This is a genomic window from Acinetobacter sp. 1294596 (assembly GCF_000582925.1).
Lineage (GTDB): Bacteria > Pseudomonadota > Gammaproteobacteria > Pseudomonadales > Moraxellaceae > Acinetobacter > Acinetobacter radioresistens.
This window is the reverse complement of sequence record NZ_JFCC01000065.1, coordinates 1-12,227: the sequence shown is the minus strand read 5'-3', so window position 1 is coordinate 12,227 and position 12,227 is coordinate 1. Positions and strand designations below refer to the sequence as shown.

12 protein-coding genes are annotated in these 12,227 nt (G+C 43.6%); 8 read left to right on the top strand and 4 right to left on the bottom strand.

The features are described 5' to 3' along the window. The first annotated feature begins 120 nt into the window (after positions 1–120). Positions 121–456, top strand: coding sequence for a hypothetical protein (locus tag J502_RS15025; protein ID WP_026444089.1), 336 nt, complete (start codon positions 121–123; stop codon positions 454–456). A 77-nt stretch (positions 457–533) separates the two neighbouring features. Here the strand turns inward: J502_RS15025 and lnt are convergent, their stop codons facing one another. From lnt to J502_RS15010, 3 genes are all read right to left on the bottom strand, one after another. Beyond that, the gene (gene lnt, locus J502_RS15020) at positions 534–2,093 is read right to left on the bottom strand and encodes an apolipoprotein N-acyltransferase (protein WP_034684933.1); all 1,560 of its coding nucleotides are present in this window, start codon (positions 2,091–2,093) and stop codon (positions 534–536) included. Then, positions 2,090–2,929: a CorC family transporter gene (locus J502_RS15015; RefSeq protein WP_034684930.1), complete on the bottom strand. Its 840-nt coding sequence runs from the start codon at positions 2,927–2,929 to the stop codon at positions 2,090–2,092. The genes lnt and J502_RS15015 overlap by 4 nt, the downstream gene beginning before the upstream one ends. Before the next feature lie 234 nt (positions 2,930–3,163). Then, positions 3,164–4,285: an AOC03_06830 family ribosome hibernation factor gene (locus J502_RS15010; protein WP_034684928.1), complete on the bottom strand. Its 1,122-nt coding sequence runs from the start codon at positions 4,283–4,285 to the stop codon at positions 3,164–3,166. Between the two features lie 257 nt (positions 4,286–4,542). Here J502_RS15010 and tusA point away from each other — a divergent pair, with 257 nt between their 5' ends. Both tusA and J502_RS15000 read left to right on the top strand, forming a co-directional pair. Next, the gene (gene tusA, locus J502_RS15005; protein ID WP_034684926.1) at positions 4,543–4,800 is read left to right on the top strand and encodes a sulfurtransferase TusA; all 258 of its coding nucleotides are present in this window, start codon (positions 4,543–4,545) and stop codon (positions 4,798–4,800) included. 6 nt (positions 4,801–4,806) lie between these two features. Next, entirely contained in the window at positions 4,807–5,406 is a 600-nt protein-coding gene (locus tag J502_RS15000; protein ID WP_017400679.1) for a LysE/ArgO family amino acid transporter, read from the top strand. Between the two features lie 73 nt (positions 5,407–5,479). On the opposite strand, the gene J502_RS14995 is transcribed toward J502_RS15000, so the two are convergent. After that, the gene (locus J502_RS14995; protein ID WP_005016889.1) at positions 5,480–7,189 is read right to left on the bottom strand and encodes an electron transfer flavoprotein-ubiquinone oxidoreductase; all 1,710 of its coding nucleotides are present in this window, start codon (positions 7,187–7,189) and stop codon (positions 5,480–5,482) included. Positions 7,190–7,380: 191 nt separating this feature from the next. Here J502_RS14995 and J502_RS14990 point away from each other — a divergent pair, with 191 nt between their 5' ends. The 5 genes from J502_RS14990 to J502_RS14970 all read left to right on the top strand — a co-directional run bounded on the left by J502_RS14990 (position 7,381) and on the right by J502_RS14970 (position 11,811). Continuing rightward, positions 7,381–7,992, top strand: coding sequence for a DUF1285 domain-containing protein (locus J502_RS14990; RefSeq protein WP_005023153.1), 612 nt, complete (start codon positions 7,381–7,383; stop codon positions 7,990–7,992). A 45-nt stretch (positions 7,993–8,037) separates the two neighbouring features. Beyond that, positions 8,038–8,907, top strand: a complete 870-nt coding sequence (murI, locus tag J502_RS14985) for a glutamate racemase (RefSeq protein WP_034684924.1) — start codon at positions 8,038–8,040, stop codon at positions 8,905–8,907. A 120-nt stretch (positions 8,908–9,027) separates the two neighbouring features. Beyond that, complete coding sequence (locus J502_RS14980; RefSeq protein ID WP_005016874.1) at positions 9,028–10,056, top strand: DUF4062 domain-containing protein; 1,029 nt, start codon at positions 9,028–9,030, stop codon at positions 10,054–10,056. A 73-nt stretch (positions 10,057–10,129) separates the two neighbouring features. After that, positions 10,130–11,143: a ferrochelatase gene (hemH, locus tag J502_RS14975; RefSeq protein ID WP_005023159.1), complete on the top strand. Its 1,014-nt coding sequence runs from the start codon at positions 10,130–10,132 to the stop codon at positions 11,141–11,143. A gap of 23 nt (positions 11,144–11,166) precedes the next feature. Next, positions 11,167–11,811, top strand: coding sequence for an MBL fold metallo-hydrolase (locus tag J502_RS14970; protein ID WP_005405922.1), 645 nt, complete (start codon positions 11,167–11,169; stop codon positions 11,809–11,811). Positions 11,812–12,227: the final 416 nt, after the last annotated feature.

The following is a 12,227-nucleotide window of genomic DNA, read 5'->3' as shown; positions in this document are numbered from 1 at the left end:
AGAATTATTTTCATATCGAATAGTTACAATAATAGTGAAACATGAATAAAAATAAACTTCTTATTTAAAAAAAGATTGAATAATATATTTAGAGACAGTAAATGTCAGGGAGTCATAAATATGAAAGCAGTCTTATTCTCAGATAATTTAAACTCACTGCATTTAACCATGCTTAAATCTGTGCTTTTGGTGCTGAGCTTATTGCCTGTCAGCCATTTCATTTTAGACTTCTGGCAAACCGTAGAGGGCAGTAGTCAGATTATGGTGGGTTTCTTCGCAACCAGTTTAATAGGTGCTTTAGTTTTTTTAAGTTTCTGGGCTGCTTTAAAAACTAGTGCTGTAGAGCTCACAATGGAAATTCCTAATCGCTGGGAGCAGTGTATGCTCAAATTATATCGCCATCTGCCAATGAGTGTTCTGGCTGTCATACTTTCTTATCTGAGTGTTCAGCTTTGACTTTAATACCTATTTAAAATGTACAAAAAACCGGATGATGAAATCCGGTTTTTTTATCTAGAATAAAAATTTAGGCCTTAGCGTCGCGATTTAAATGAAACATCTACTTTACGTGGACGATAGATCCAGCCCAAGACCAGAAGAAAAAGTGAAAAGCCCAGAATCGGCCAGTCACTAAAACGGTTATACCAAGTTTGGCCTTGCATGGCCGGCAGTTCGCCGCGCAGTACAAACTCCTGATCAGTTGGAGCCTGTTTTACTATATGACCGGTATGATCAATAAATGCTGTTGCACCTGTATTGGTTGCCCGGATAAACCAGCGTCCATTTTCTTTGGCCCGCATCTGAACCATTTGTAAATGCTGCCAAGGTCCAGCTGTACCAGTAAACCAGGCATCATTCGAGACAGTCACCAGAAAGTCACTGGTGCTGGCGTTGCGGCGAGTCAGGTTGGGGTAGGCAATTTCATAACAGATAGCTGATGCTAAGGGATGGTTTTTAATCATCAGTGGTTTTTGTTCGCTTGAACCACGGGAAAAACCACTGAGCATGACATCATTTTGTACACCTGGTAAAACCCAGCTGAGTAAGCCTGAAAGCGGAATATATTCCCCGAATGGAACCAGTCGCTGTTTTTTGTACAGACCTTCTGCTTCACTGCCAGAAGCCATAATACTGTTATAATACATCGGATAACCGGTCTGTTTGGATTCTTTCAAATCCCAATAGGGAATACCAGTTACCCAGGCAGTATCAGTTTTTTCTGCCTGAGCCTGCGTAGCTTTTAAAAACGGTTCAATATCACTCTGGAACATTGGAATCGAGGATTCCGGCCAGACAATCAAGTCACGCCCCCATTCGGTCCGGCTCAAATTTACATAAATCATGAGGGTTTTGGCCTGGTATTCAGTCAACCATTTTAGGTCCTGTGGAATATTGCCCTGAATCAGGGAAACTGATAGCGGTTTGGTTGCTTTCTGTTCAACAAAGTGAAGCTGTGCAGCACCCCAAGCTCCCAGCAATAGCATGGCAGAGGGAACCACCCAGAATACCCGTCGATTTAAAACTTCGACCAAGGCACAGGCCAGAGTAATAACAACAAAAGAGACCCCAAACACACCAAAAAGTGGGGCATAGCTGTCTAGGAAGCGTTCAGTAAAGGCATATCCGGCAAACAGCCATGGAAACCCGGTAAACACCCAAGTTTTGGCCCATTCTGAAAATACCCAGAGAGGTGCAAAAGTGAGAGGAGTTTCAGGGAAAAAGCGCCGATAAGCCCAAGCCTGCAAGGCACTAAACAGTCCCATAACCAGTGCCATAATGGCAATCATCAGTACACTGAGGATTGCATTAGTATCGCCATATGTATGGATTGAGGTAAACAGCCAGAATGCACCAACAAACCATAAGCCGAAACCATAGGCCCAGCCAAGTACAAACGCCTGCTTGGCTGAGCGATGACGTAATGACGCATACAAGAGTGCTGGTGAGAGTATCGCCAGCCACCACCAGTAATAAGGGGCCAGCGCAAAGCTAAAAATAGCGCCGGCAAATAAAGAAATTAATAAAGGAAAAATAAGGGGGAGCTGTTTTTTTTGTTCTGAAGTGGATAACAGCTTGTCAAAATATGCTCTCATTTACGTACAGCTCGAATCAGATGAATAGTGCGGGCATCTGCTTCTACAATACTGAATTCCCAGTCTTCAAGTTCAATCACCTGACCTTGCAGGTCACTTACCAGACCGATTTCCTGTAGCAGCAAACCGCCGACAGTTTCTACCTCATCATCAGAAAAATCAGCATCTAAAACTGTGTTGAAGTGTTCGATTGGTGTAAGTGCCTGAACAATCCATGCATTGGCTGTGCTATGTGTCTGGTCTGGAATAATATATTGTGCTTCTTCATCAATCTTGTCGTGTTCATCTTCAATTTCGCCGACAATTTCTTCCAGAATATCTTCAAGTGTTACCAGACCAGAAGTCGAGCCATATTCATCAATAACGATTGCAATATGGGTCTGGGTATTCTTGAGCATTCTCAACACCTGATCTGAACGTGCACTTTCAGGTACAAACAGCGGTTGACGCATGAGTGCACGTACATCAATTTTAGGTGTTGGCGTAGTCATAAACGGAAGGAGGTCTTTGGCCAGCAAAATTCCGACTACATTATCTGGCTGATCAGATGAAAATACCGGAAAGCGCGAATGTGCCGATTCAATCAGGACATGCAGGATATCAAGCAACTGATCATCTTCCTGCAGGCTAATAATGGCAGTACGTGGAGTCATAACTTCACGAACTTTAGTGGCTGGCAGGTCAAGTACGCCTTCAAGCATGGCGACAGTATCGGGTTCCAAAAAACGACGTGAATCTTGTACTAGTTTTAACAGTTCATCGCGGGTGCCGGGGGCGGTGCCCAACCATTTGCGTAAGCCTCGCATACCCCACGACGGGCCTGATTCCTCGTGCATGATCTTTCCTAAAGACTCTTGGTAGCTAATAAAAGTAATTTAATCATACCGAAGAAAATAAACCTGTGCATCTACAAACATCAGCGAAAGGATAAAAGTTGCAAACGGCAGAGCCAGAAGTTTTATTTTAGAAAAATTCCAATTTTTATAGATAAATCTAAAAATAGCCCCGGTTTTATATAAAAAACATTCAAAAGAGCCATAGCCCTCAAGGACTATGGCTGGGACGTCACATTAATAACGGGTAGCCAAAACCAGAGGGTCATGACCTTCCATCATGGTCTGATCTAGAAACATAACCTGACCACTATTTTTTCTGACCAGTTCAATGAGGTCATCAATAACATCATTAGTCTGGGGTTCTGTATCGCCTGCATCATTTAGTATAACGCTCTGCTGTTCAGGAGCCAGTTGGCCCGGTAGTGTGTGACCCTGACGCACATAAAGCGTTGCAGTATTACCTTCTAATGCTGCCCGATAAATTTCCTGGAGATCTGTCCGAATTCTCGGGGTGCCATAAAGGGACTGCATATTCTGTCGTGCCTGTAATTGCCGCTGCTGCTGGTAGTGCTGTAGCGCAGGCTGAATACTGTTAACAATATGTTGGGCATCACCGTTATCCAGATAAGTTACATTATCAACAGTGGCGATTATTACATTAGGCTGGTCACAAATTTCTTTATAAAAACCGATATTACGTTTATCACCGATCAGAATTACAGGCAAGTTACGTCTGCCTAAAACTGCCTGCAGGTTCTTGTCAATATGATTCAAGAACTCTTTGAGATATTTATCTTCATTGATAGAACGTTCAGCAGCACTGGTGGTGGCCAAACTGTCAGTTACTACCGGAAAAGCACCATAAGGCAGATTTTCGAGTAAATCAGTGTCTTCTGGATTAAATTCGTGAATAACCCTGTCATCAATTGCCTCAATCAGACGGCCCTTTTCACGGGTAATAACCAGTGCATAATAATGCACAGCAGAAGATAGGCTTTTTAAAATATCACGTACAGCAAACTGATCATTGATTACTACACGCTCCACTGTATCAAATGGAAACCGCAATACATGCGCCTGTTCCGGCGAGGCAAAAATAGCCAGCGTATCAAGATTATAATTTGGTCTGAAGTCATTCAGCTCCTGGTGAATTTTTCGCATGACCTGCTGGGTAATTTCTACACCATGCTTTTTCTTCAAGCAATCTTCAGCAGCTTTGAGTTGATTTTTTAAAGCAATCGGATCTTTTTCATTATCTGGAAAAGTACGATGAGTTTTGACAAGGATACTGACCGCCGGTTTCGCCTGAACCTTTTGCAAGTCCTGTAATATTTTTTGCATTTCCTGATGAAGCATCTTATTCACTCCTGCTATTGCTATAGAGAAAAGTGGGAGGTAAGAACAATCAATTAATAATAGCGAATAATCAGCTTAGCAATAATCTAAAAAACAGTGCAGTGCTATTGCTATAAGGCTGTAACAAACTATAAGCATGTATAGCTTTGGTATATATGTTTTAAACAGTCCAGTAAAATGCACCCTATAAATGAATCAGTCAGAGTATTGAGCGCTTTATGCTAAAATAGAGCGGTTTATGTCATTCGAGATAGAGCATGTCTGAACCTGCGTTAACGCCTGATATCCAGTTAAATACTCGTGGGTTACGTTGCCCAGAGCCAGTAATGATGCTGCATCAGGCTATTCGAAAAGTAAAAACGGGTGATATCGTCGAGGTATTCGCAACTGATCCTTCAACCTCTTGGGATATCCCGAAATTCTGTATGCACTTGGGTCACGAGCTACTGCTTCAGGAAGAATTAACAGATACTGAACAGCATAAGGAATATCATTACCTGGTACGTAAGGGTTAATGGTGCGTGAGTAGTTATTTATCTGGCCTGGTATTAGGGTTCTCCTTGATTATGGCGATTGGGGCACAAAATGCCTTTGTGTTAAAACAGGGGTTGCTTCGTCAGCATGTATTTGCAGTAGCTCTAGTTTGTGCGCTGTCCGATGCACTACTGATTTCTCTTGGTGTTTTTGGTTTTGCCCATCTCTTAAGCCAGCAGGAAGGTCTCATTCAGGCGATGAAATGGTTTGGCGCCATTTTTCTGTTTGGTTACGGACTACGCAGTTTTTATCAGGCCTATAGAGCACAGGAAGGTTTACATGCTTCAAAACAGAAAACTGCTTCTCTGCGTCAGACTATACTGTTATGTTTAACTTTTTCCTGGCTTAATCCCCATGTTTATTTAGATACCGTGGTTCTGCTCGGATCAATCTCATCCCAGTATAGTAATAAGATGGCCTTTGCCAGCGGCGCAGTATCTGCATCCTTTATATTCTTTTTCAGTTTGGCTTTTGGTGCAAGATTATTGGAGCCCGTTTTTGAAAAGCCCAAGGCATGGAAAATTCTGGATATTATAATTGGTATGATTATGTGGCTAATTGCAGCTTCACTGATCGTTAAAGCCTGATCTTTTCTATAAAAATATATACCTGTTATCAATCTCTATAAAAAAGCCCGCTTCATGAAGCGGGCTTTTCTTATTACATATTTGGGTAGTTAGGACCACCACCACCTTCCGGTGTTACCCATGTGATGTTTTGTGAAGGGTCCTTGATGTCACAGGTCTTGCAGTGCACACAGTTCGCTGCATTGATCTGGAACCGCGGTCCAGTCTCTTCCTGAACAATCTCGTAAACCCCGGCCGGACAGTAACGCTGTGCCGGCTCGTCATATTTCGGCAGGTTGACCTCAACCGGAATAGACGCATCAGCCAGCTTGAGGTGAGACGGCTGGTTTTCCTCATGTACCGTGTTGGATACAAAGACAGAAGACAGACGGTCAAAGGTCAGCTTGCCATCCGGTTTCGGATAGTTCGGCTTGAAGCTTTCTGCCTCTACAGTTTGCAGGGCCTTGAAGTCGGGCAGCAGGTCATGCAGGGTAAATGGAACCTTAAACACATTCTGGTCAATAAAGTTAAAGGCACCGCCAATCCACTGGCCAAACTTGTGCATGGCCGGGCCAAAGTTACGGGAGCTGTACAGCTCTTCTTTCAGCCAGCTATGGTTGAACTTGTCGGTATAGGCAGTCAGCTCTTTTTCAAAGAAGTCTTCGCCTTCGGCCGCACGGGCATAGCCCACTTCACCACCTTTTTCTACACCGCGGGCAATCGCTTCAAATACCGCTTCACCGCAGAGCATGCCGGACTTCATGGCAGTGTGTGAACCCTTGATTTTGGCAAAGTTCAGGAAACCCGCATCATCACCGATGAGGCAGCCGCCCGGGAAGGTCAGCTTTGGCAACGAGTTCAGGCCACCTTTGGTGACTGCGCGCGCGCCATAAGAAATCCGCTTGCCGCCTTCGAGATATTGTCTGATCAGGGGATGAGTCTTCCAGCGCTGCATTTCAGCAAACGGGAACATATGCGGATTCTTGTACGACAGGTCGACAATCATGCCCAGAGTCACCTGGTTATTTTCGGCATGGTATAGCCACCAGCCCCCAGACGAACCGGTCTCTGACAACGGCCAGCCGGCACCGTGCATCACCAGACCCGGCTTGTGCTTGGCAGGATCAATTTCCCATAGCTCTTTAATACCGATGCCGTAGTGCTGCGGATCGGCATCTTTATCCAGGTTGAATTTCTGGATCAGACGCTTGCCCAAATGGCCACGGCAGCCTTCGGCAAACAGGGTATATTTGGCCAGTAACTCATAGCCCGGCATAAAGTTATGGGTTGGCTGTCCATCTTTGCCAATGCCCATGTCACCGGTCTGGATTCCGCGGACCGAACCATCTTCATGGTAGAGGATTTCTGATGCAGCAAAGCCCGGGAAGATCGAGACTTCCAGCTCCTCTGCCTTGGCACCCAGCCAGCGTACGACATTGCCCAGCGAGATGACGTAGTTGCCATCATTATGCATGGTTTTTGGTACCATCCAGTGCGGTGCTTCTTTGGAGGTGGTGTCAGAGAGCAGGAAAAAGGTTCTGTCTTCAGTCACGGGGACATTAAGCGGAGCACCGAGCTCTTTCCAGTCGGGGAAGAGTTCATTCATGGCCCGGGGTTCAAGTACAGCACCTGAAAGAATATGCGCACCAACTTCGGAACCTTTTTCGACGACACAAACGGAAAGATCGGGTAGGTTGTTTTCAATCGCCAGTTGACGGATGCGGATCGCAGCTGAAAGACCTGCAGGTCCTGCACCAACGATCACTACGTCAAACTCCATCGATTCACGTTCGACGTGTTCCATGTAGGACTCCTCATATCGCTAGGGGTGGCCACCGTAATCCTTGGAAAAATTCGGCGCTGCCATGAGTGTTCTTGATTGTGAGACACAAATTGCATAACGTGTCTTAATATAGTTTGGGCTAGTATAGTTTCAAACCTTGATCAAGCCAATTGGCTGAGTCGTATTAATTTCCCGTCAGCAAGGCATAAACCATGGTAAAACAAAATAATTCGCTCGAAGAGCTGAAAGAATCGCCACAAAAAGATGATAAAAACTTACTGAGCATTGCACAATACATAAAAGATGCACAGCAAAGTCACAAAAGGTCAATTCCTCCAGTTGACCAGTGGCAGCCAAAGCGTTGTGGCAAAATGGATTTAAGTGTAAAAGCCAATGGAGAATGGTGGCACGAAGGTCAATTGATTAAGCGACAGTCACTTTTAGACCTGTTTTCAAGTGTGCTATGGAAAGAGAATGATCAGTTTTATTTAAAAACTCCGGCCGAGCAGATTGAAATTAAAGTAGAGGATGAACCGTTATTTGTTAATCAGGTGAACCAGATCAAGCTCAATGGTAAGCAATATATAGAGCTAACCACTACTAATCAGGATGTGGTAATTGTTGATGAAGACCATCCAATTTTTATGCGTGAATATGAGGGTGAGTTACGACCTTATGTACATGTGCGCTTTGGAATCAATGCCCTGATTCAGCGTCAAAGTTTCTATCACTTGGTTCAATATGGTGAACTTGAAGAAAATGCTGAGGGAAAGACTATTTTGCATCTACAAAGTGGTGATTTGCACTTGCAATTAGGCACCTGAGGTTTAAGCTTTATAGCTGAATTTCCTGAACTGCTAATAACCCGCATGACAGCCATACAGCCCCTTTATACTCTTGTTAACCCTATGCCACATGCGTCGCGGGATGCACCCATTGGGATCTTTGACTCGGGAATTGGCGGGCTGTCAGTAGCTCAGGAAATAGCCCGGCATTTGCCCAATGAACAGATATTATATTATGCCGATACTGCTCATGTTCCCTATGGCCCGCGGAGTGATCAAAATATCCGTGAGCTGACTGCACAGGCGATTGAATGGCTTTACCGCCAAGGATGCAAAGCGGCAGTAGTGGCCTGTAATACTGCTTCAGCCTTCAGCTTGGATTACCTGCGTGAGCATTATGGGGAGTCTTTTCCGATTATTGGACTGGTACCTGCACTAAAACCCGCAGTATTACAAAGCAAAACAAAAGTCGTAGCTGTTCTGGCTACGCCGGCCACTTTTCGTGGAAACCTGATTAGAGACGTAATTGAACGTTTTGCCATGCCCACGGGAGTTAAAGTTTTACCCATTACCTGTCTGGAGCTGGTTCCGCTGGTTGAGCAGGGGCTACAGATGAGTCAGCAGTGTCTGAATACGCTTAAGAAAATTTTGCAGCCTGTAGTTGAGCAGGGGGCAGATCATCTGGTGTTGGGTTGTACCCATTATCCTTTTCTAAAGCCGGCTATCCAGACCATATTCGGACAACAGCTTACTTTAGTTGATTCCGGACAGGCTGTGGCCCGACAAACAGCCCGTATTCTGATAAAAAATGAACTGCTTGGTGAGCAGACTTGTGAGTCTGAAACCCGGATTCAGTGTTATGTCAGTGGTCACAATGCTGAGAATTTGAAACCTATCCTACAGCACTTAATTTCTCCTACATTGAGCTGGAGTGTTCAAAATCTGAAACTTTAAGAAAGATTGTTGAATTTTTGGTAATTTTTTTAAATTTTATTGGGGAAATTAGCACTCTTGCTATAGTTTAATAAAGTAAGCTGAGCGAAGATAACTATTATGAAAAAATGAGGACATGCCATGCTCGATAAGCGTTATCAAGTATTCATATCGACCTCGGGTAGTGATATGCAACCTGAGCGCATCGTCTTGGCACAAACTCTGGTAGGGATGGGTTTTTTTTCTTGGGGCCTCGAGCAACGCACACCTTTGACCACAGCATTTGCCCGCCGGCAGATTGATGATTGTGATTATGTCGTAATTTTACTGGGTAGCCAGTATGGTGAGCAGTCTGTCTCTGGCGTGGGATATATGCACCTTGAATATATCTATGCAGTAAGCAAGCAGAAACCGATTATTGTCTTTATGCACGAGCAGCCAGAAGCACGTGCAAAAGAATTGCATGACCAAAAACCAGAATTAAGGGAAAAATTTAAAGATTTTCGCAAACAGCTACAACAGGATATGGATCAGGTTTTCAGCTACCGAACTCTGCGTGATCTGGAAATGGCGGTGCGTCTGAATATGCCACAGATGCTTGAACGCTATCCCGTTGTAGGCTGGGTGCGTCCGCAAAATACTCAGCGTTTGCAGGATGAAATTGACCAGCTCAAAGAAAAAATTGCCCAGCTAGAAACTGAAATGGGGACACGTGAACATGACCCATTATTGGATTTGCCCAAAGTCGGCCCACGTGAGATTTACACTTTTGAGTACCGGTTGCATGCCTATCAGGATGGTAATTTTAAAGAACTAAAGTTGCAGCGTAAATTATCTTGGGCACAACTACTGGCAGTTCTGGGCAATACCTTCAAATCTCCTACTCCGGAAGAATATTTTTCTAAATCTTTAAATGAGTATTTAAATGATACCGGTTTGTCGGAAGCACGCCTTGAAATGCCACGTGCTCATGCCGTTGCACGTTCACAGATTAATATCCGTGCCTTGCACAATATTAAATTACAGATGCGTCAAAATGGTTGGATTATGCCTAGCGGCCGTGATGACCGACAGCGCATGTTATGGAAACTTACTCCTAAAGGCCAAAAACTGATTGAAAATCAGCATACAGATTTTGATCGTATTTACCAATATGGTTCTAGGTATTAATTAATTTTTAAGATATATAAAAAGCTGTTAAATTAACAAGATCATCGCTTTAGTCTACTTTGGAAAACCTGTTATGACGCCTGCTTCTAAAGCTAAAGTCACAATTATTCTGGCCAATCTGGGTACTCCAGATGCACCTACTGTTCCAGCAGTACGCCGTTTTCTTAAACAGTTTTTGTCTGATCAGCGTGTTATTGAGATTCCCAAACTGCTCTGGCAAGTCATCCTCAATCTTTTTGTGTTGCCATTTCGTCCCAAGCGCGTAGCAAAAGCCTATGCCCAGGTATGGAATCAGGATTCTCCTATGCGTGAAGTCCTGTTTAAACAAGTTGAACAGATGCAAAGCCGTCTTGGTAGCGTATATCCACAGTTTGAACTCAAAATCATACCTGCCATGACCTATGGTAACCCGGGTATTAATGAAGTTCTGGCTAAACTTCAGGCAGATCCACAAGATCATATACTTCTTTTTCCACTTTTCCCACAATATTCGGCGACTTCTACCGCACCACTTTATGACGCAGTAGCCCGCTGGATACCCAAACAGCGTAATCTGCCGGGTCTGACTATTATCCGTGATTATTATCAGCATCCCTTATTTATCGAATCACTGGCAAATAGTGTACGTGAGTTTCAATCTGTACATGGACGTGCTGAAAAACTATTAATGTCATTTCATGGAATTCCACAGCCCTATGCCGATAAGGGCGACCCTTATGCAGAACGTTGCCGGATTACTGCACAGCGCTTAGCGAAAAGCCTGAATCTGCAGCCACATGAATGGGCCTGTAGTTTCCAGTCACGTTTTGGTAAACAGGAATGGATTAAGCCCTATACTGATGAGCTACTTGCACAGTGGGGTCAAGAAGGTGTGAAATCAGTTCAGGTCATGAGTCCTGCATTTTCTGCAGATTGTCTGGAGACCTTGGAAGAGCTGGCTATGGAAAATGCTGAAACATTTAAGCATGCAGGTGGTGCAGAATATGCGTATATTCCGGCGCTGAATAATCGTGAAGACCATCTAGATTTGCTCACCAGTCTGGTTAAGGCTAATCTTGATACATTAACCCAAACCCTAGCCAACTAGTGCTATATAGCCAGAGGTATACCATGTTGCAAGTCAAAATTGTTCCAGTTACTGCGTTTGCCCAGAACTGTTCCATTGTCTGGGATGCAGAAACTAAAGAAGCCATATTGATTGATGCGGGTGGCGATGCTGAAAAGCTAAAGGCAGAAGTCGAGGCATTGGGCATAAATGTTAAAGCACTGTGGCTGACACACGGTCATCTTGACCATGCCGGTGCAGTAGGAGAGCTGGCCAATACGTGGGATGTGCCGGTAATTGGACCGCATAAGGAAGACCAGTTCTGGCTCGATATGATTCAAGAAGTTTCCGCACGTTATGGTTTTCCTATACCGCAGCCTGTTAAGGTAGACCAATGGCTGGAAGGGGGCGAAACACTTAAACTGGGTAAAAATGAATTTGAGGTACGCTTCACACCCGGACATACACCAGGTCACGTAATTTTCTACAATGCACAGCATGGCCTGCTCTGGACGGGAGACGTGCTGTTTAAAGGTTCGATTGGACGAACTGATTTTCCAAGGGGTAACCATCAGCAACTTCTGGATTCAATCCAGCGGGAATGTTTTACTTTACCAGATGATACACAGTTTATCTGTGGCCATGGTCCGATGAGTACAATTGGTTTTGAAAAACAACATAACCCATTTTTAGCGGGTAAAGCAGGTTAATCAAGCCAAGAAAGAAGTAAGCTTCTGCTCACTTCTTTCTAAATGGATTGGCAAGAATCTGTTTAGTCTCTAGGCCAATGAGAACTGCAACTGTAGCAAATAAGACTGCAATTAAAATAAGTGTTGTGTCTAAGGCATATATACCTAAACCAATAAAAAATATAGCCAGCAATACAAAGATAAAAAATAGAATTTTAAGTAATTGATATAAAGACATAACAAGGAGATAAAGTAAAGTTTCTAAAAGAGAAATTATGCATGTTATAACTTGAATTTAAATATATGTTTGGTTTTATTAAGAAAAGTATTGAATTAAAAAAGTAAATGTTTAATTTATAACCAGATGTTTAGAGTCTATTGAAATAACATAACTTTTTGTTTAAAAAGCTTAAAAGCATAGATTTTAGATATACAAA

Coding starts and splice junctions, on each gene's coding strand:
- J502_RS14995 (WP_005016889.1), bottom strand. CDS start 7,189: ATGGAACACGTCGAACGTGAATCGATGGAGTTTGACGTAGTGATCGTT.
- J502_RS15025 (WP_026444089.1), top strand. CDS start 121: ATGAAAGCAGTCTTATTCTCAGATAATTTAAACTCACTGCATTTAACC.
- murI (WP_034684924.1), top strand. CDS start 8,038: ATGACAGCCATACAGCCCCTTTATACTCTTGTTAACCCTATGCCACAT.
- hemH (WP_005023159.1), top strand. CDS start 10,130: ATGACGCCTGCTTCTAAAGCTAAAGTCACAATTATTCTGGCCAATCTG.
- J502_RS15015 (WP_034684930.1), bottom strand. CDS start 2,929: ATGCACGAGGAATCAGGCCCGTCGTGGGGTATGCGAGGCTTACGCAAA.
- J502_RS14990 (WP_005023153.1), top strand. CDS start 7,381: ATGGTAAAACAAAATAATTCGCTCGAAGAGCTGAAAGAATCGCCACAA.
- J502_RS14980 (WP_005016874.1), top strand. CDS start 9,028: ATGCTCGATAAGCGTTATCAAGTATTCATATCGACCTCGGGTAGTGAT.
- tusA (WP_034684926.1), top strand. CDS start 4,543: ATGTCTGAACCTGCGTTAACGCCTGATATCCAGTTAAATACTCGTGGG.
- J502_RS15010 (WP_034684928.1), bottom strand. CDS start 4,285: ATGCTTCATCAGGAAATGCAAAAAATATTACAGGACTTGCAAAAGGTT.
- lnt (WP_034684933.1), bottom strand. CDS start 2,093: ATGAGAGCATATTTTGACAAGCTGTTATCCACTTCAGAACAAAAAAAA.
- J502_RS14970 (WP_005405922.1), top strand. CDS start 11,167: ATGTTGCAAGTCAAAATTGTTCCAGTTACTGCGTTTGCCCAGAACTGT.